This is a genomic window from Shewanella inventionis (assembly GCF_019931735.1).
Taxonomy (GTDB): domain Bacteria; phylum Pseudomonadota; class Gammaproteobacteria; order Enterobacterales; family Shewanellaceae; genus Shewanella; species Shewanella inventionis.
On the sequence record NZ_CP082926.1, the window covers coordinates 4110453 to 4131659 of the forward strand.

Here is a 21207-nt window from a genome sequence, read left to right on the forward strand (position 1 = left end):
CTCAATACTTGCTAGCATATTGCAGGTAAGTAATTAACACAAAACGAATCACATCACTGCAATTAACTTGAAGGTATTTCACAGGCTCATGGCAAAATCCCCCCCCAAAGACATCGATGAATTAATGCAAAGAGCACATAATATGGCTGGGGTCCGTCTTGCCGATATCGCTATGGAGCACTCTATTTCAGTCCCTGATAACCTAAGACGCGACAAAGGTTGGGTTGGGCAATTAATTGAAGCCGAGTTAGGCGCATTAGCAGGCTCAAAACCCCAACCTGATTTTATTCATCTTGGAGTAGAACTGAAAACGATACCAATCGATCATAAAGGAAAACCGCTTGAAACAACCTACGTGACAGTAGCGCCTTTGGTTAACATTCAAGGATTAACATGGCAAGAAAGCGTCGTCTTTCATAAACTGCAACATGTGTTATGGGTACCCGTTGAAGGAGAGCGCAGCATAGCAGTTGGTGAAAGACGGATCGGCACACCGGTACTTTGGCAACCCAATGCATTGCAAGCACAGCAACTTCAACAAGATTGGGAAGAAATAATGGAGCTAATCGCCCTGGGCAAAGTTGATAAAATTACCGCGCGACATGGTGAAGTGCTACAACTGAGACCTAAAGCTGCTAACAGTTATACCTTGACCGAAAGCATTGCAGAAGATGGCAGTATACAACTTTCAAATCCGCGAGGATTTTATTTAAAAATACCGTTCACTCAACAAATACTAAACAATGCCTTTGGCTAACGACATGAGGACCGGCAGCTATTATCCTAAATAAAGGATAAAACTTTGTACCAGAGCACACTTTTATGCACTTCTATAGATCTAAATCACAAATTAACTATCGCAAATGAACCGTTCTTATATAAACTACAGCGCTTACAACTAAGCTATTCGGATACCTTACTTCCAAGTGAAAGCACGCCGTCAAACTCAAAAATTATTATTCGCAGTGTTTGCTTGGAGCGTTGCGATGGCGTCATTTGTGTTTTTTCGTTATTCACAATCGGCACAACTTCCTGATTGGGCAATAAGCAATGCCGACTTAGCCACGCTTGCCGTTTTTATGGGGTTTGTATTTGGTGGCCTACATTGGATGTCAAACGTCATTGCCGACTTTAGCGCAATTAGTCGCCTTCCTTACTTGTTTTCAGTGGTATTTAAAGGTTTGTTTCTACTTCTTGGGGCGACCACTCTGGCTTATCTCACACAATTTTTAAATATGTGGACAGTCGATAATCATATGGTGACATTACGGCAAATGCTCAGTATTCACATCATATACAGTCCGTCATTTCAAGCGCTTGTGGTGTATTTAGTCGTCGTGAGAGTCAGCCTTGCCTTTATTGAACAAATGGCACTTTTAGTTGGCCCAAAAGTATTACTTAACATTGGCTTAGGCAAATACCATAAACCGAGATACGAACATCAATTATTTTTATTTATTGATATGGTGTCATCGACAGCGCATGCAGAAACATTGGGTGATTACCGCTTTAGCCGTCTCATACAAGACAGCTTTAGCATGTTGGCAGACACTGTCTCAAACAATGAAGCAGAGATCTACCGTTATATGGGTGATGCTGTATTAATTCATTGGCCTTTAGAACAAGGCATAAAACACGACCGTTGCATGAACATTTATTTTGAGTTTTGCCAACAACTTAAATGGCAGACTCAGTATTTTGAACAGCAATATGGCTTTGTACCTAAATTTAAAGCAGCCGCACATTGTGGTCAGGTGGTTGCTGCCGTTGTGGGCGTTCACAAACAAGAAATAAGCTTCTTTAGTGATGTACTCAATACGTTGGCAAGGCTTCAAGACCAATGCAACCCATTGGGGCAACGGATGCTGCTATCTGGGGATGTGGTCCATCGGCTTGAGCAGCAAAACAGTCAATATGAATTAACCAATTTAGGCCCAATTGTATTAAAGGGTAAGCAGCACCCGATTGAAGTCTTTGGCGCTGCACCTATCAAATCGCCGCACTTGTAACTAATTTTTGTTTGGTAATTCTTGAGCAAGCAATTTTTTCTGTATTGCTAACCCTAAGGTTCTAAAGGTAGAAATTCGGCTAGTGGTTTGACGCCATACTAAACCAATATCTCGGTATGGTGCTTCGCCTGGTGGATCCATCGCAATCAAATCAGTGTCATTTAATATGCCGGTATCTATTGCCATTTGCGGTAAAAAGGTCGTTCCTAACTTACTATTAACCATTTGCACTAACGTATGCAAACTGGTTGCTGCAAACGGATTAACTTTAGTACTGTCACCTAATTGGCAGGCTGTAATTGCATGGCCTGTAATACAATGTTCTGCTTGCAGTAAAAAAATACTTTCATCAGGCATTTTTTGATAATCGATTGGTTGTATTACATCTTGCGATAACTCTTTATGCATCACCATCTTAAATGGGTCGATCCCCACTTTCATGCTGTGAAACCCATTAGTATCAACAGGTAAGGCCAAAATCAATAAATCGAGTTCCCCTTTGGCTAACGCATCAAGCAGTCTTTCTGTGGTGTCTTCTTTTAACAGCAAACTTAATTTTGGGTAATCTTGCTGGCACAATTTCACCACACGACTTAGCAAAAATGGCGCAATCGTCGGGATGCAGCCTAAGCGGATTTCGCCAGTCATTGGCTCACCCTGATTTTTAACCAACTCAACTAAGTCATCAACATTAGTTAAGATATTGCGTGCACGCTCAACCACTTCCTCGCCTATTGCGGTAAACATAAACGATTTATGATCACGCTCAATCAACTGATAACCCAGTTGCTCTTCAAGGTTTTGTATGCCACTAGACAAGGTTGATTGGCTAACAAAACACATTTTGGCAGCACGGTTAAAATTTTGCTCTTGATGCAAATGCACCAAATAATAGAGATTTTTAAGGCTAGGAAGGTTTTTCATATAAGCGATTACTGTTATCGATGTTGATTCAAATAATGAATTAAATAAACAAAAATAACAAGTCGACGGTCGCGATCTGCGCCCATAAAAAATGCCTCAAATAATGAGGCATTGATATAAAGCACAATAGCGCATTAAGCTTTGGCTTCTAGGTACTCTTTTAACTGTTGTAAATCTTTAGCTGCGTGCTCAACAATTTGATTAAGCCAGGTTTTATGTTCATCGTCCCAATTGGCTTCTTCGCTATGTTGAAGTAGCTGAGCAAATTGTTGAATACGCTTTAAACCAACAGAGCCTGCAGCACCTTTAAACTTGTGCGCTTCGGCACATAAGGTTTCTTTATCGCTCGCATCATCAGCTTTAACAAGGCTGCTGACATACTCCGGCATTAACTGTTCAAATAACACGACGCTTTTTAATAAAGTTCCAGCACCAATTGCGCTGATATACTGCTCGAGCGTATTGAGATCCAATATTGAGTCTAACTGCGTTGTGGCCATTAAGGCACCTCTATTAAAAATCTAACTCTATAAAATTACAAACATAATACCGAGTAAAATGCCCTATGCAAGACTTGCCAACCAATCACGTCACTTTTATTTGAACTGATAACAACTCATTAACAGCACAACACCACAGACATTACCAATGTTTAAAAAAAGCTCATTTTGAGAGTTTTTCAATCAAAATGAGTAATAAGTTAGACTTAGAAAACAATCCTAAGCTCACATTAAGCGATTTTGTTAACCCAATTAAGCGCACTGCCTTGACCACCATATTCTCTTAACTCATCCACAATGGCGACCAATCCATCCCAACGGTAGGCACACCAATCGGGGGCAAGTAACATGGGTTTTTGAGCATAAGCTGTCACCCTATGGTAAATAATATCTCTTGGAGTGTTACGTATTAAGGTTGCCGCGGCAGAAGCATATTCATCGAGTGTCAATAAATCCATGGCCTTATATCGCCACTGTTTGGCCATAGTGCTCCCCTCAACGATGTGCAAAGGATGCAGCTTTAATCCATCCACACCTATGCCTAACACGGTTTGCAAACTATTCATATAATCAGTGGATGTTTCACCGGGCAGACCTAAAATGAGGTGGGTACAGACTTTAATTCCCCGCGATCTCGCCGCAATCACCGTTTGGCGATATTCTGTCAATTGATGACCACGATTAATTTTTTTCAACGTGCGATTATTACTGGTTTGTAAGCCAAGTTCTAACCAGACATCTAACCCACTGTTTTGATATTCAGCTAATAAATCGAGTACCGCATCTGGCACACAATCAGGGCGGGTGCCAATATGTAATCCCACGATCTGCTTATCTTCTATTGCTAGGTCGTATTTTAGTTTTAAGTGATGAAATTCATCATAAGTGCTGGTGTAGGCTTGAAAATAAGCAATGTATTTATCTGAAGACACTGGAGCGGGTAGCGACTTATTAACACATTTAACCCGTGAATGAGCTCGCTCTTTACCCTGGGAAAGTTGCACGCTTATCGACGATGTTTGCCCAAGCTGAGCATTAAAAGAGGCCACATTACAAAATGTGCATCCGCCAAAACCTAGAGTGCCGTCACGATTTGGGCAAGTAAATTGGGCATCTATAGTCAGTTTTTTAACACGTTCACCATATCGTGCTTTGCAATAAGCGCCAAAAGTATTAACGTAATCGTCTAAACCCACAAAACCTCCGCTCTTCAATCAAAAGGCGTCAGTTTAGGTAGCAGTTAAACGCTTGTCTTGGTGCTAAATCAATAAACACACCGATTAAGCCCAGTAGGCTGCAAACTGGCCAACATTGGGTAAAATCGTTTTAAACAATGTCTCACTTGTCTACATTACCAAAAATGAATATTTACTCATTTAGAATAATTTTTTACCCAATTACTGTGTTTGAAATAAAATTCACTATTTTTATTTCAAAAACAATTCTAAAGCATTGTTGCAAAAAGGTAACCATTTGTTTGAATAATTTCTAAAATTCTTTTTATTCATAATGTTATAGCAACAAACCAACAGTTTACGTTAACGTCAATCTTGTAGCTTATAACCTTTTTTTGGTAATTATATTTCAGTTTGTTGCATTTTTTTGGTTTGACCTTTAAGCATTCTCAGTTTAATTTGAATGGTTCGGGTGCATATCTATGGAATGTTTCACATTTACCCCGAGTCGTATCCAGTAGAGGTTTAGGGGGTTTTTTGTATGAGCTTGTATCATCCCAGTTTTGAGCGTGACAATTGCGGATTTGGGTTAATAGCACAAATGGACGGTGACGCAAGTCATCGCATTGTGCGCACCGCAATTCATGGTCTCGATCGAATGAAGCATCGTGGTGGTATTGCAGCTGACGGACGCACAGGTGATGGCTGTGGTTTATTAATGCAAATGCCAACGGCGTTCTTTGAAGCTATCGCCGCAGAAAACGATTGGCATTTAAGCCGAAAGTTTGCCGTAGGTATGCTATTTCTCAGCCAAGACGAACAACGCGCTGACGAAGCTAAATTTATCTTAGAAAAAGAACTACAAAGAGAAACACTGAGTGTTGCAGGTTGGCGTAAGGTTCCGGTTAATCCAGATGTTCTGGGGGAGATTGGCCGAGCAAGTTTACCGCAAATTTATCAAGTGTTGATTAATGCGCCTGTCGGATGGCGTGAAAAAGATCTTGAGCGCCGCCTATATATGGCTCGTCGCCGTCTTGAGCAACAAATTACCGACGACAAAGATTTTTATGTTGCCAGTTTGTCTGGCCAAGTGATTGTCTATAAAGGCCTAATGATGCCAGCAGACTTGCCATCATTTTATACTGACCTTGCCGACATTCGCTTAAAAAGTGCAATTTGTTTATTCCATCAGCGCTTTTCAACAAATACATCGCCAAAATGGCCACTTGCACAACCGTTTCGCTACTTAGCTCACAACGGTGAAATCAATACCATTACGGGTAACCGTCAATGGGCGCGTGCCCGTGCATACAAATTTAATTCTCCACTGCTGCCCGATTTGCAACAAGCCGCGCCATTTGTGAACGAAACAGGCTCAGACTCATCATCATTAGATAACATGCTCGAAATGTTATTATCAGGTGGTATGGACTTATACCGTGCAATGCGTTTGCTTATTCCACCTGCATGGCAGTCAAATCCAGAAATGGATGACGAGCTTAAAGCCTTTTATGACTTTAACTCAATGCACATGGAACCCTGGGATGGCCCTGCGGGTATCGTAATGACCAATGGCCGTCATGCAGCCTGCGCCGTTGACCGTAATGGCTTGCGTCCTTCGCGTTATGTCATCACTAAAGATCGTATTTTAACCTTAGCTTCAGAAGTGGGCATTTGGGATTATGCCGCCGATGAAGTGATTGAAAAGGGCCGCGTAGGCCCTGGTGAGTTATTGGTTTTAGATACCGTAAACGGCCGTTTATATCAGTCATTCGAAATCGACAATGACTTAAAACGCCGTCATCCTTACAAAGAATGGATGGCAAAAAACAGCCAAACGCTAATTCCAGCAGAACAAATGCCACCGGCTAAGTTAGGTGCAAGCGGATTTGATTCAAAAACCTTACTGCAATACCAAAAGCAATTTGGCTTTACTCGCGAAGAGCTAGAGCAAGTGATTTGGGTGCTAGCCACCAAAGGCGAAGAAGCGGTCGGTTCAATGGGTGACGATACACCAATGGCTGTATTGTCTAAAAAGTCACGCTCGTTGTATGACTATTTCCGTCAAAAGTTTGCCCAGGTAACTAACCCACCAATCGATCCATTACGTGAAAAACACGTCATGTCGTTAGCAACCTGCGTAGGTCGCGAGCAAAACCTGTTTAGCGAAACCACAGGTAATGCCTACCGTGTTATGTTTAACTCACCGATCTTACTGTTCAGTGACTTTAACCAATTACTCGGATTAGACAGCACTAACTATCGAGCGAATACCGTAGATTTAAACTACGACGTGAACGAAAGCCTAGAGCAAGCCATACATCGAATTACCGATGAGGCTGAGCGTCTAGCACGCAGCGGCACAACCTTATTAGTACTGTCTGATCGCGCTGTGGCACAAAATGCCCAGGTGATCCCAGCTGCTATGGCTGTAGGTTCAGTGCAAACACGCTTGGTTGATAAAAGCTTACGCTGTGACACCAATATCATTGTTGAAACTGCCTCAGCACGTGACCCACATCATTTTGCTGTGTTACTTGGTTTTGGTGCGACTGCCATTTATCCATATCTAGCGTATGAATCGATTTCATCAATGGCCAAACTGCACCAAATAGAAGACGTTACCCCATTGATGCTTAACTTCCGTTATGGCATTGAAAAGGGCTTACGTAAAATCATGTCTAAAATGGGCATCAGCACCGTAGGTTCTTACCGTTGTAGTCAGCAATTTGAAGCCGTTGGTCTGGCTCGTGATGTGATTGATTTATGCTTTAAAGGCGTGATCAGTCGTATTGAAGGTGTCAGTTTTGAACACATCGCTAACGATCAAAAAATTCTCCACACAGCAGCTTATCGAGCACACATACCATTACCGCAAGGTGGATTGCTCAAATATGTGGAAGGTGGTGAATACCATGCCTTTAACCCTGATGTGGTGAATACATTACAGGCATCACTTAAAAATCAAGACTATGTCGAGTACAAAAAGTTTGCTCGTTTAGTCGATGACCGTCCGGTTGCGACACTACGTGATTTAATCGGGATCAAAGGACAACTTGACGTAATTGATATCAATCAGGTTGAAGGAGCCCAAACGCTGTATCCACGTTTTGACAGCGCGGCAATGAGTATTGGTGCATTAAGCCCAGAGGCTCACGAAGCCTTAGCTGTTGCAATGAACCGCCTAGGCGGCCGCTCTAACTCAGGTGAAGGTGGAGAAGACGCAAAACGCTTTAACAGCGAGCGTAACTCAGCGATTAAACAAATTGCATCTGGCCGCTTTGGCGTAACAGCCCATTACCTTGTTAATGCCGATGTATTGCAAATTAAAGTGGCTCAAGGTGCTAAACCTGGCGAAGGTGGTCAGTTACCAGGTCATAAAGTCAGTGTCGAGATTGCCGGTCTGCGTCATGCACGCCCTGGGGTAACATTGATTTCGCCTCCACCGCATCACGACATCTACTCAATCGAAGATTTAGCCCAGCTTATTTTCGATTTAAAACAGATTAATCCAAAAGCGCTTGTGTCGGTAAAACTGGTTTCTGAGCCAGGTGTTGGCACTATTGCTACTGGTGTTGCAAAAGCCTACGCAGATATGATCACCATTTCAGGTTACGATGGCGGCACTGGTGCAAGCCCTATTACCTCTGTTAAATATGCCGGTTCTCCGTGGGAACTTGGTTTAGCCGAAGTTCATCAGTCACTTGTTGAAAATGGCCTTCGTCATAAAATTCGTTTACAAGTCGATGGCGGTTTAAAAACCGGTACTGATGTGATTAAAGCGGCACTACTGGGTGCTGAAAGCTTTGGTTTTGGTACTGTGCCAATGATCGCATTGGGCTGTAAATACCTTCGTATTTGCCACCTTAATAACTGTGCGACAGGCGTAGCAACTCAAGATAAAAACTTACGTGAAAAACACTATCACGGCTTACCAGAACGCGTAATGACTTACTTTGAGTTTGTGGCTCAGGAAGTGCGCGAATGGATGGCAACGCTAGGTGTCGCCAAGTTTGAAGATCTTGTAGGGCGCAGCGAATGGCTGCACACTCTTGAGGGCCAAACTGACAAGCAACGTGGTTTAGACTTAGCACCTATTTTATATAAGCCAACTGTAAAACCAAACTCAGCATTGACCTGGAAAGAAATCAATCCTCCGTCAGATACTGGCAAGTTAAACCAAACCTTACTTGCTGATTGTGCTGCCGCTGTTGAAGCTGGAGAAGCTTATTCGTATCAATATCCAATCAACAATACCGACCGCTCTGTTGGCGCTGCATTGTCTGGTTTTATTGCTACAAAAATGGGTGTAAAAGGCACAAAAGAGACAATAAGCCTTGGCTTTAACGGCAGTGCAGGTCAGAGCTTTGGTGTGTGGAACAGCCCAGGTCTCGAGCTTAAGTTATGCGGTGACGCTAACGACTATGTTGGCAAAGGTATGTCTGGCGGTAAGATCGTGATTCATCCACCTATTGGCAGCCCATTCCAAAGCGAGCGCAGCGCGATTATGGGTAACACCTGTTTGTATGGTGCAACCGGCGGTAAATTATTTGCCGCAGGTCAAGCAGGCGAACGTTTCGGTGTTCGTAACTCAGGCGCAATTGCAGTTGTTGAAGGTGTCGGTGATAACGGCTGTGAATACATGACCGGCGGTATCGTGGTCATTTTAGGTAAAACTGGGGTGAACTTCGGTGCCGGTATGACTGGTGGGTTTGCTTACGTGTTCGACCAATTTGGCCGATTTAATCGCCGAGTAAACACTGAAATGGTTGATACTCAAAAAGTAGAGTCAACTATCCACCAGCAACACTTAAAAAGCCTAATTGAAACTCACTTTGCAGAAACAGGCAGCGAACATGCCCATATGATTTTAAGTGACTTTGAAAACTGGTTAGATTGTTTTGTACTCGTTAAACCAAAAAATATTGCCGTTGCTGACCTGCTGAAAATTGAGCAGAAGAGTCCGGAATTAGTTGTAAAGGCAGGATAATCATGAGCAATGACTTTCAATTTATTGAAGTGGGTCGTATAGACCCTGTAAAACATGAAGCAAAAAAACGTGCTACACAATTTATAGAAATTTATCAGCCATTTACTCAACCTGAAGTAAAACAGCAAGCCGATCGTTGTCTTGACTGTGGTAACCCTTATTGTGAATGGAAATGCCCACTGCATAACTACATTCCAAACTGGTTAAAACTGGCTGAACAAGGTCGCATTATGGAAGCAGCAGACTTGGTTCACGAAACCAACACACTGCCTGAAATATGCGGCCGAGTATGCCCACAAGACCGATTATGTGAAGGTGCGTGTACTCTAAATGACGATTTTGGCGCCGTGACAATTGGTAATGTTGAAAAGTACATTACCGATACCGCTATATCTCAAGGCTGGCGTCCAGATATGACTAAAGTCACGCCGCGTAAAGAGCGTGTGGCCATTGTTGGAGCCGGTCCTGCGGGGCTAGGTTGTGCGGATATTTTAGCTCGCAATGGCGTACAAGCCGTGGTGTACGACAAATACCCGCAAATTGGTGGCTTACTCACCTACGGCATTCCATCATTTAAACTTGATAAAGACGTCATGGCGACTCGCCGCTCTGTGCTAGAAGGCATGGGCATTCAATTTAAAATGGGCGTGACCGTTGGTAAAGATGTGAGCTTTCAAAGCTTGTTAGATGAGTACGATGCTGTGTTCCTTGGCATGGGGACTTACACCGCGATGAAAGCCAAACTCCCCAACGAAGATGCGCAAGGTGTTATTCAGGCACTACCATACTTAATTGGTAACACGCACCACTTAATGGGCACACAAGACGATTCAACGCCCTATTTAAGCCTTGAAGGCAAAAACGTAGTGGTACTAGGCGGTGGTGACACTGCCATGGATTGCGTGCGAACAGCAGTACGTCAGGGCGCTAAAAGCGTAACCTGTGCATACCGTCGTGACGAAGCCAACATGCCAGGTTCGCGCCGTGAAGTGCAAAATGCACGTGAAGAAGGCGTTAATTTCTTATTTAACCGCCAACCCGTTGCCATTAAAGCTGAAAACGGTGTAGTGGTAGGTATTGAATGTGTGGAAACCCAAATGGGCGAAGCAGACGCAAGTGGCCGTCAACGTGCAGAAGTGATTGCTGGCAGTGAGCAAGTGCTAGAAACTGATGCGCTAATTATCGCCTTTGGCTTCCAAGCAAGCCCTGCACCTTGGTTTAGCGACTTTGGTATCGAAACCAACGAATGGGGCCTAGTTAAAGCCACTAAAGTTGACGATAACCCATTCCAAACCACTAACCCTAAAGTGTTTGCTGGCGGTGATATGGTGCGCGGTTCTGACCTAGTCGTAACCGCTATTGCAGAAGGTCGTGATGCCGCTATGGGCATTTTAAACTACTTAGATTAATGAGATAAACCAATATAGCCTGTGATTGATTACAGGCTAATAATGAACAGAATGTACCGAGTTTGCTTGTGAATTTTAGCGCATCTTTATGATGCGCATTTTTTTGCCCTAAACGCGGTAATTATTTATTCGCTGTGCTCACTAAAAAGTGGCTAAACAGTTTATTTTTTAATTCTGGGTGTTCATCTGAAAACTTAACGCCTACCGTCATCTCAGTGTCAAACTGCTGCACTTTAACTGCGGTTCCGGTTAAAATACCAGACAAGTTTTCATCGATAGAAATGGCCACATCTATTTCAGCATCTTGTTCAAGAGCCATCGATTTAGGTGCTAAAGTGACAAAGCAACCCGTCAAAGAAAAATCGAGCATTTTTGCAATAATTTTATTGTCGTTGTGCATAATAAACACATCTTGCTCAATATCGACTCGCAACTGCTCCCTAACTTTTTTCTTAGTAATCGATTTTGGCACGCTCAAACACAGCATGCGCACAGGTAGATTAACAACAGACAAAATAGTCGACTTAAAGGCAATAATGTCTTTAAAACCGCTGTTTGTCATGGCCCTTACCACAATTTCTGCATTAGCTAGCATATGCTGGTAAGCTTCTGAAAAATCTTTGGTAGGGAATTCAATCAAAATAAAACGATTGATTTGAAAACCAATCAAACTCGAACGAGATTGGACTTTTTTACCATTAGCAAAATGGATCTCAACAAACAAATCCATGCCAATATCAATTAAGCGCAAATCGTCAAGCAACTCGCTCACTGGTGTTTTTATCATAAAATTTTCACCCTGTAAGTGGGCGTGATAATGCTCTGCTTCATCAATTTATTGACCCAAAATTTCATCATTAACATAAAGATAACAGATTTCGTATTGTACTTCTTATAGCTTATCACTCTTTCTAAGCAAAAGTTGTTTTGTTCAGCGATGTGCAATTGGCATTGTATGTAGCACAAGCTTATAGGATAGCGTCAAATCGCTGGGAATAAGCCCCTAAAACACATCAGGCCAGCAAATGCTGGCCTGAAATACAAATAGCTAGATGGTTACTTTACCGTAAACTTAGTGTCTTGCTCTCTTAGCAAGTACAAGGCAAAACACGCCGCCCACATTGGCCATGCTGCAAAAAACAATAAGTTATTAAATGCATCAAAATATTGATTAAATGCCGATAGTGTTGAAGCACCATGCATTAAGAAAATCACGCCGTAAGTGATGCGTTTTTTAATCCCAAGCACAAAGGTAATCACCAATAATAATTGCAAACCACCCATAATATACGCAGCGACTTCACTCACGCCGCCTATTCCGTAAAACTTCTCAAATATCTTAATGCTGTGGCCAGGATTAACAAATTTATCCAAAGTCCACACAAGCATCACGATAAAAACGCCAAGACGAAGAGACAGTAACGACCATTGCAATTTACCTTGAACGTCGCTGTTTAGTGTTGTTTGCATCATAATTCCTTAAAAAATATAAATAAAACTCATTCTGCTGAGTGATTAATAAGCTAGACTAACCCTGTCAGATTAACGCGTTAGTCAGCGCCTAATTGACCGAGCCAAACAAAATTATGTTGCACAACCACTTATTCCATTTAATTCTAAACTGACTTTATTTGGCATAAGATTGTTGTAATAAATACCATCGTTAGTGGGTCTTTTAGGCCAAGTTCATCACATGCAGAAGATATTATGCCTATTTACCGTGTCCCAAATTATTCCATAACAGCCGTGGCTGTTGGCTTAGCCTTATTTTCTTCGTTAACCCTTGCCGCAGATGACACTTCAACGATTGAAGTAATCAATGTGTCAGGCAAAACGATTAACGACAAAGGGTTGTCACCTAAAAACAGCACCGTTGATGGCCCATTTGGTGATGGTATTGCATTAAAAGATATTGCCCGCTCGGTCACCCCGATCACCAGCGAAATGATTGAACAGCTTAATATCACCGACTTGGCCGACATTCAAAAAGTCAGCCCTAATAGCTATTCGGCTAGCGGCTTTGGCGCCTCAAGCTTGCCAACTATTCGTGGTCAGTTAGGTGAGTTATACCAAGATGGTGTGCGCCGCCAAGCAGGAAATAATGGCTTTGGGATCCCAATGTCGTTTAACGCCATTGAGCAAATTGATGTGGTAAAAGGTGCGCCTCCCGTGTTGCTGGGCACCAGCCAACGCAATGGTGGCTTTGTTAATGTGCACTCTAAAGTAGCACCCACTAATGACAAATTTACCAACCTTACCGCCTCTGCCGGCAGTTGGGATCATTACCGTGCTCAATTAGATGTGGCAACCGATATTGTCGAAAACCAAAGTGGCGTGCGGTTAAGTGTCGAGCATATCGATAATGGCAGCTATTATGATTACTCAGGTTTTCAAAGCGACAGTATTTTTGCAGCATTTCGCCTATTACCAGACGATGCCAGCACCTGGGACATCAATGTCGAATATTATGATGTCGATTTTACCGACAACGCTGGGATAAACCGCCCAACCCAAGCACTAATTGATGATGGTTTATATGTGACTGGTCAAGGCGTTCAACCTAATGGCAGCACCATACCAGGCGCTAATGCCATTGTGTCGCCGACAGGGTTAGTAAAAATAGATCGCAGCCAGGTACTGACCGATCCTGACAACATCAATAACGCGCAAACGTTTATCGTTCACAGTACCTACATGCGTGAGTTAAGCGATAAAGCCACCTTTAAAAATATCACTTACTATCAGCACTTAGAACGTGAAGAAATAGCCCAAAACAGTTTTGTTGAAATCATCGATGGCGCTGACACTGCACAAAACCGGGTTGAGCTAGCCTATCAATGGAATAATGATCAAAACACTATTGTTGCCGCCGACATACGCTACAACAAGGTGTTAGGTTACAGCCAATTTACCACCGAAGCCGATTTACCTATCGATTTAACAGGCCCAATTGAAAATCGCCGAATCCCACTGACTGCAGAACAACAAGCCAGGCTAGTTGAACTGCGCCCAGGGGTGTTTGTGTCACCGGGGGCACAATACGACATTGATGGTGATGGCAACGGCGACTATTCATTATCAGACACCACAGACTCAACCAGCTGGCAAACAGGCTTAGCCATTCAACACAATAGTCAATGGACCGATAAATTATCGACCAGCATAGGGTATCGTGCCGACTTTTATGATGTTGAGGCTCGAGATGCCTTAGCGCCCCAAGGTCAAACCGCCGCCAGTGATTCAATTAATGAAATGCTCGAATCTGGGCAAATTAGTATTAGCTATCAACTGAGCGACTTTATCACCACTTATGCCAGTGCCAGTTATAACGAATCCACCTCAAACAGCATGGCGGGTGGCACCACATTAGGCGCCAATAACCAAATTAGCAGCCAAAACTTTGCCACCGAAAACACCTTAACCGAAGTGGGCATTAAATATTCGCCAAGCGATAGTGCCTGGTATGTCGATGCAGCAGTGTTTGATCAAAAACGCAGTTTGCGAAACCGTGATGGCAGCAACACAGGTATTCGCACTAAAGGCTTTGAGGCCCAAGCCTTTTATGATGCCGACCCTTATTGGTTTAGTGCGGGCTACAGTTATTTAGATGCTCGTTATGATAATTCGGCCAGTAGCCAGGATACGGTTCAAGTCGCCGATGCCTTTGATAATTCACGTCCAGATATCATTGCAGGCACCGGAATAGGCGCACCCAATTTTGCCTCATTTGCGCCATCAAATAGCCGTGTACAAGGTTTACCTGAACAATCGCTCACAATTAATGGCGGAATTGCCATTACTGAGAAATGGCAAGCCGGTTTCTCCGGTCTATTTACCAAGAGTTATCCATTGGACTATTTAGCGACTGTGTATATTCGCGATCAATACACGCTCAATATCAATACTCGTTATGACTTTAGCGAACAAACCAGCGTAAGACTTGACGTGAATAACGTCACAGACCAAAAGAACTGGCGCCCAGTATTTGAAGGCGGTTATTTCGGTTCTACCTTGGTTTACCCTGAGCTACCGATTAATGCCACCCTGACATTGCAGCATTCATTTTAAGGCGATAAAACATGTTGAAAAAAATTATTCTATTACTGATTGCAGCAACGCTGGTGGGGTTATTTTTCCACTTTAATTTAAACCAACTACTCACGCTTGATGGCCTAAAAGGCTCAATGGCGCAATTTAGCCAACTGCGCCAGGAGTCACCATTGTTAGTCATCGGTGGCTTCTTTGCATTGTATGTGGCTGTCACTGCATTGTCCTTACCTGGCGCCGCGATACTTACCATTGCCTCAGGTGCGTTATTTGGCATCGTCGAAGGCTTAATTATTGCTTCATTTGCCTCAAGCATTGGTGCCACACTCGCCTTTTTGGTGTCGCGCTACTTATTACGCGACTCCATTAAACAGCGCTTTCCAGAGCGCTTAGCGGCCATTGATGCTGGGATTGAAAAAGAAGGTGGTTTTTATCTATTCACTCTACGTTTAGTGCCTATTTTCCCGTTCTTTTTAATTAACATGCTAATGGGTGTGACGGCGTTTAAATCGTGGACTTTCTATTGGGTAAGCCAGGTCGGTATGTTTTTAGGCACCTTTGTTTACGTCAATGCCGGGACTCAATTAGCGCAAATCGACAGTCTGTCTAACATTTTATCGTTCAACCTAATTGTGTCATTTGCCCTATTAGGCTTATTCCCGCTTATTGCTAAAGCCATCGTCAATATGATTAAAAAGCGTCGCGTTTACAGTAGCTGGACAAAGCCCGCTAAATTTGACCGAAATATGATTGTGATTGGTGCAGGTGCTGGTGGTCTTGTCACCAGTTATATTGCCGCTGCCGTAAAAGCTAAGGTGACCTTAATTGAAGCCGGTGAAATGGGCGGCGACTGTTTAAACTATGGCTGTGTACCCAGTAAAGCCATTATTAAAAGTGCCAAAATAGCCCAGCAAATCCGTAATGCCCATCATTACGGCCTAGAAGACAGCACCCCTGAGTTTTCGTTTAAAAAAGTCATGGCCCGTGTACATCAAGTGGTTGCCGATATAGCCCCACACGACAGTGTTGAGCGTTACACCAATTTAGGGGTTGATGTGGTTAAAGGTTACGGCAAGTTAATTGACCCATGGACAGTCGAAATTACCTACTCAGAAGGTAACACCACTCGCTTAACCGCGCGCAGTATTGTGATAGCCACCGGCGCTCGACCATTTGTGCCGCCATTACCGGGCATTGAAGAAGTCGGTTACGTCACCAGTGACACCTTATGGGACGAGTTTGCCAAACTCGATACTGCACCACAAAAATTAGTGGTACTTGGCGGCGGTCCAATTGGCTCTGAGCTTGCCCAAAGCTTTGCCCGTTTAGGCTCACAAGTCACTCAAGTTGAAATGGCCGAGCGCATCATGATCAAAGAAGATGTTGAAGTGTCTGAGTTTGCTACCCAAGCTTTGAAAAACAGTGGCGTGAATATATTAACCTCACACCAAGCGCTGCGCTGCGAACTGCGAGACGGTAAAAAATACCTTATCGTTAAACATCAAGAGCAAGAACTAGCGTTAGAGTACGACCAGCTTTTATGTGCCGTCGGTCGTAGTGCACGCTTAAGTGGTTACGGACTAGAAGAATTAGGCATTGAAACCAACCGAACCATTCAAACCAATGAATATTTAGAAACCTTGTATCCTAATATTTATGCCGCAGGCGACATTGTTGGCCCATATCAATTTACTCATGTGGCCGCGCATCAAGGCTGGTACGCAGCAGTCAACGCGCTGTTTGGTCATTTGAAAAAGTTTAAAGTCGACTACCGCGTTATCCCGTGGACCACCTTTATCGATCCAGAAGTGGCGCGCGTGGGCATTAATGAATATGAAGCCAAGCAACAAGGTATTGATTACGAAGTGACTCGTTTTGATTTTGCCGAGCTTGACCGTGCGATTACCGACAGCGCGACCGAAGGCTTTATTAAAGTCATTACGCCTAAGGGGAAAGATAAAATTTTAGGCGTCACCGTGGTGTCAGAACATGCTGGTGACTTAATAGCTGAATTTGTATTAGCGATGAAACACGGCCTAGGGCTTAACAAGATTTTAGGTACTATCCACAGCTACCCAACATGGGCCGAAGGCAACAAGTACGCTGCCGGTGAATGGAAACGTAACCATGCCCCAGCAACAGTGCTACGTTGGTTAGAAAAATACCATACATGGCGCCGTGGTTAATGCTTTAAAAGGCATAAAATGGTGGCAGTTAACCCAAGTTAACTGCCAGTCATTAAATGAAACACGCGTGAATCAATAGCAAACTGCCCGGCAAGGGATGATGCCAATCGCAGTAAGAGAGCCAAATAAAATGAACACCATATTCAAGGCATTTATCAAAAGTGTTGTCATTGCGCCCCTACTCTTTAGCACCTTACTATTTAGTCAAATCAGTGTGGCTGCCGATGCAATTCCAGCAACAACTGAGCAGGCCTTACACCAACAATGGCAAGCCCTGGTGAGTCAGCACGTAAAGCCTATCAATAATGGCAACAGTAGCGCGGTAGATTATGCAGCAATGCAGCTGCAACGCACTCAACTGCAAAGCTACCTCAAGCAGCTAAGTAACATCAGTCAGACGCAATTTGATGCATGGGATAAATCAACACAATTGGCCATACTCATCAATGCCTATAACGCCTGGACCGTTGAGCTCATCTTAACTAAATATCCAGATATTGAATCGATAAAAGATCTCGGCGGATTATTTAGCTCGCCCTGGGACAAAAGCTTTATTCCTTTGCTTGGTAAAACCCGCAGCCTCAATGACATTGAGCACAAGCTTATTCGCGGCAGCGACAGATACAATGACCCGAGAATTCATTTTGCGGTAAATTGTGCAAGTATTGGCTGCCCAGCCCTGCTAGAAGAAGCCTATACCGGTGCTAAGCTCGAGCAGCAACTCGATGCACAAACCAAGCGTTTTTTAGCTGACACTAGTCGTAATTATGCCAAAGGCGACACGATTTATTTGTCTGCCATTTTTAAATGGTATGGCGATGACTTTACTCAAGGCTTTGCCGGGGCGGATTCTGTTGAAGCGTTTTTATTGTTGTACCCTAACGCATTACAACTCAATACGGTTCAGCAAGCGGCAGCAAAAAAACAACAATTAGATATCAACTTTCTCGATTATAACTGGTCGTTAAATGCGGTTCGATAAGCCAATGCTCTCCAGAAAAATAACTAACATAATCAAGCCTATTGTAGCGGCTACAGCATTAGGTATCAGTGTATACGCCTGCCTTTGGACCAGCGTGGCTTACGCACAAACCAAGCAGCTTGCGGTATGGGAACAGATTGAAGCGCGTGGTGTAAATCAAGATGTGTACTTTCATGCTTGGGGCGGCGATCCGCAAATCAATCGCTATATTCAGTGGGTTGCCGAGCAAGTTAAGCAGCAATACCAAATCACATTACACCATGTAAAACTGACCGACACAGGCGAAGCCGTTAGCCGAGTATTGGCAGAAAAATCAGCTAATAACCATAATAACGGTAAAGTCGATTTAGTATGGATTAATGGCGAAAACTTTGCTGCGATGGCAAAGCATCAATTATTAACGCCAAACTGGGTTATGCAATTGCCCAACTTTGCCTTAACCGACCCTGATAATAATCCTGCTATGAGCCGTGATTTTGGCGTGCCGACTCAAGGCATGGAGGCGCCCTGGGGCAAAGCGGCTCTGACGTTTTATTACGACAGCTTATTGACTCAAACGCCGCCACAAACACTACAACAATTAAGCTTATGGGCAAAACAACATCCGGGGCGATTTAGTTATCCTAAGCCGCCTGACTTTTTAGCCATGAGCTTTTTAAAATACGCGCTAATCGCCCTTAACAACAGTCAGCCAGATGCCATTAAAAATAGGCTTTATCAACCCGCTAGCGCTCAAAGCCAGGCTTTATTATTGCCACCACTTTGGCAATATTTAGACAATTTACACCCGCACTTATGGCGTAAAGGACAACACTTTATGTCTAGCGGTTTAGCACTGCGCCGATTAATGGGCGATGGCGAGCTTGCACTGGCATTTACCTTTTCAGCCGCCGAAGTGCCCGCGGCTGTCGCGCGTTTTGATTTACCAGACAGCACCCGTAGTTATCGTATGCGTGACGGCAGTTTGAGCAACATCCATTTTGTCGCCATGACTTACAATGCCGCCCACCCAGATAGCGCCAAATTAGTGGTTAACTTTTTACTCAGCCCAAAAGCTCAGGCAAAAAAGCAACAAGCAAAAGTATGGGGCGACACCAGCGTGCTTGCATTATCGCAATTGCCAGCAAAGCAACAGGCGTGGTTTGAGCCACCCGCACAGTCACATCCAAGCGCTAATATTGTGAACCAAGATATCAGCCCCGCATTAAGTGAGCCCCACCCAAGCTGGACAAACGTCATTGCAACGCAGTGGTTGGAACGCTATGGAGTGATACGGTGATAACAGCAAAAAGTGGTTTCAACACCTTGGTTCGCAGCAGTCCCTATTTAATGATGGCATTGCTAGTGCTGCCTGTTATTGGTGGCTTGATTGCAGTGGTGTTACCGGCTTTTGGCTGGTTTCCGGTACTTGGTCACACTCAATTTAATGTCAGTGGCTTTGTGGATTTATGGCATACACCCGGTATTGGGTATATGGCACAGCTCAGTGTGTCCACCAGCTTTATCAGCACCTTACTGGCTTTTGTCATTACCATATTGATTTTGGCCAGTTACTTTACCAGCCCTTGGCTAGGCTATATTCAACGCTTGTTAGGGCCAATTTTAGTGATCCCTCATGCCGCCGCAGCGATTGCCATAGGCTTTTTAATTACCCCGTCTGGGATGTTTTCTCGGCTGGTTTCCCCCTGGTTAAGCGGCTGGGATACGCCACCTGATTGGTTATTCCCACATGATGCTATGGGGCTAAGTATTATTTTAGGCCTAACACTCAAAGAGCTCCCTTTCTTATTGTTGATGGCACTGGGTGTGCTGGCGCAGCCTGAATTAGGCCATACGTTGCGGGCTCAGCATCGAGTGGCACTAAGCCTGGGTTATTGCCCGATGACCGCTTTTTTCAAAGTGGTGCTGCCCAGCTTATATCCGTTTTTACGTTTGCCGATTTTAGCGGTACTTGCCTATGCCAGTGCCAGTGTAGAGATCCCGTTAATTTTAGGCCCCAATAGTCCGCCAACGCTTGCCGTGGCCATTATGCAATGGTTTCACGATGTGGATTTAAGCTTGCGTATTAAAGCTTCGGCTGGTGCCATTGTGCAGATAGCCCTAACGTTACTCTTACTGCTTGGCTGGTGGCTGGCAGAAAAGCTCATCAAAACGCTGTCTCAATCTATGCTGGTTAATGGTAAACGCGAATATGCCGGCGCCATTATGCAAAACATCACTCACGTGATTACCATGCTGATGTTAACGGTTATCGGCTTAGCATTACTGGGTATGGTGTTATGGTCTTTCGCGGGTTTTTGGGCTTATCCTGATCTGCTGCCTAACACGTTTGTGACTCAGCATTGGCAATCGGCGTTACAACAAATGCGCACGCCGCTTGTCGATACACTGTTAATTGGCGTTTGTGCGACAGGATTAGCAGTAGTGCTAACCTTGTTGACACTTGAAGCCGAGCAACATACCAACAAAACGGCATCAAGATTAAGTAGTGTAATCATTTACTTACCTTTGCTTATTCCCAGCATTGCGTTTTTATTTGGCTTAGTGTGGGTATTGGAGCAAATTAACAGCCACCATACCTTTATTAACGTGGTGTTAGCCCACTTACTCTTTGTATTACCTTATGTATTTTTATCGCTCGCGAGTAGTTTTCGACATTTAGACCCACGGTTTAGCTATGTTGCCGCGAGCCTAGGCGCCAGCCAGGCAAAAATATTTTGGCAAATAAAACTGCCCATGTTACTGGCGCCCATTTTTATTGCTGCGGCATTGGGTTTAGCGATTAGTTTTAGCCAATATTTACCGACATTATTGGCCGGAGGTGGGCGTATCAACACCATTACCACTGAGGCAGTATCGCTAGCTAATGGCGCAAGTAGACGCACTAGTGCGGTTTATGCGTTAGTCCAAATGTTGCTCCCAGCACTTGGTTTTCTGCTCGCATGGGCACTGCCTAAAATGCTGTTAACACACCGCGAATAAGGA

The 21207-nt window shown here is 43.8% G+C and carries 14 protein-coding genes; 9 read left to right on the plus strand and 5 right to left on the minus strand.

Annotated features, from left to right (window positions below; all coding sequences use genetic code 11):
* The first annotated feature begins 88 nt into the window (after positions 1-88).
* Together mutH and K8B83_RS18370 are read left to right on the plus strand one after the other, a co-directional pair.
* On the plus strand, positions 89-757 hold the full coding sequence (gene mutH / locus K8B83_RS18365; RefSeq protein WP_188741050.1) for a DNA mismatch repair endonuclease MutH: 669 nt from the start codon (positions 89-91) through the stop codon (positions 755-757).
* A 229-nt stretch (positions 758-986) separates the two neighbouring features.
* Positions 987-2009, plus strand: coding sequence for an adenylate/guanylate cyclase domain-containing protein (locus tag K8B83_RS18370; protein ID WP_223418603.1), 1023 nt, complete (start codon positions 987-989; stop codon positions 2007-2009).
* Here K8B83_RS18370 and oxyR read toward each other — a convergent pair whose 3' ends face one another.
* From oxyR to K8B83_RS18385, 3 genes are all read right to left on the minus strand, one after another.
* Positions 2010-2933 (minus strand): hydrogen peroxide-inducible genes transcriptional activator OxyR, encoded by a 924-nt coding sequence (oxyR, locus tag K8B83_RS18375; protein WP_188741048.1) that lies wholly within the window; start codon positions 2931-2933, stop codon positions 2010-2012.
* 134 nt (positions 2934-3067) lie between these two features.
* Positions 3068-3433, minus strand: coding sequence for an Hpt domain-containing protein (locus K8B83_RS18380; RefSeq protein WP_188741047.1), 366 nt, complete (start codon positions 3431-3433; stop codon positions 3068-3070).
* Between the two features lie 230 nt (positions 3434-3663).
* Complete coding sequence (locus tag K8B83_RS18385; protein WP_188741046.1) at positions 3664-4629, minus strand: TIGR01212 family radical SAM protein; 966 nt, start codon at positions 4627-4629, stop codon at positions 3664-3666.
* Between the two features lie 520 nt (positions 4630-5149).
* Here K8B83_RS18385 and gltB point away from each other — a divergent pair.
* Complete coding sequence (gltB, locus tag K8B83_RS18390; RefSeq protein WP_188741045.1) at positions 5150-9598, plus strand: glutamate synthase large subunit; 4449 nt, start codon at positions 5150-5152, stop codon at positions 9596-9598.
* A 2-nt stretch (positions 9599-9600) separates the two neighbouring features.
* A complete protein-coding gene (locus K8B83_RS18395) occupies positions 9601-11007 on the plus strand; it encodes an FAD-dependent oxidoreductase (protein WP_188741044.1) in 1407 nt (468 codons plus the stop codon).
* A 121-nt stretch (positions 11008-11128) separates the two neighbouring features.
* On the opposite strand, the gene K8B83_RS18400 is transcribed toward K8B83_RS18395, so the two are convergent.
* Together K8B83_RS18400 and K8B83_RS18405 are read right to left on the minus strand one after the other, a co-directional pair.
* Positions 11129-11794 (minus strand): flagellar brake protein, encoded by a 666-nt coding sequence (locus K8B83_RS18400; protein WP_188741043.1) that lies wholly within the window; start codon positions 11792-11794, stop codon positions 11129-11131.
* Between the two features lie 269 nt (positions 11795-12063).
* Positions 12064-12477 (minus strand): hypothetical protein, encoded by a 414-nt coding sequence (locus K8B83_RS18405; RefSeq protein WP_188741053.1) that lies wholly within the window; start codon positions 12475-12477, stop codon positions 12064-12066.
* A gap of 237 nt (positions 12478-12714) precedes the next feature.
* Between K8B83_RS18405 and K8B83_RS18410 the strand changes: the two genes are divergently transcribed.
* From K8B83_RS18410 to K8B83_RS18430, 5 genes are all read left to right on the plus strand, one after another.
* Entirely contained in the window at positions 12715-15075 is a 2361-nt protein-coding gene (locus K8B83_RS18410; RefSeq protein ID WP_223418605.1) for a TonB-dependent receptor, read from the plus strand.
* Positions 15076-15086: 11 nt separating this feature from the next.
* Positions 15087-17240, plus strand: coding sequence for an FAD-dependent oxidoreductase (locus K8B83_RS18415; RefSeq protein ID WP_223418607.1), 2154 nt, complete (start codon positions 15087-15089; stop codon positions 17238-17240).
* A gap of 139 nt (positions 17241-17379) precedes the next feature.
* A complete protein-coding gene (locus K8B83_RS18420) occupies positions 17380-18222 on the plus strand; it encodes a DUF547 domain-containing protein (RefSeq protein ID WP_223420113.1) in 843 nt (280 codons plus the stop codon).
* Positions 18209-19501, plus strand: a complete 1293-nt coding sequence (locus K8B83_RS18425) for an ABC transporter substrate-binding protein (RefSeq protein WP_223418608.1) — start codon at positions 18209-18211, stop codon at positions 19499-19501. Before K8B83_RS18420 ends, K8B83_RS18425 begins: the two co-directional genes overlap by 14 nt.
* Positions 19502-19551: 50 nt before the next feature.
* Positions 19552-21204, plus strand: a complete 1653-nt coding sequence (locus K8B83_RS18430; RefSeq protein ID WP_223420114.1) for an ABC transporter permease — start codon at positions 19552-19554, stop codon at positions 21202-21204.
* The last annotated feature ends 3 nt before the right edge of the window (positions 21205-21207 follow it).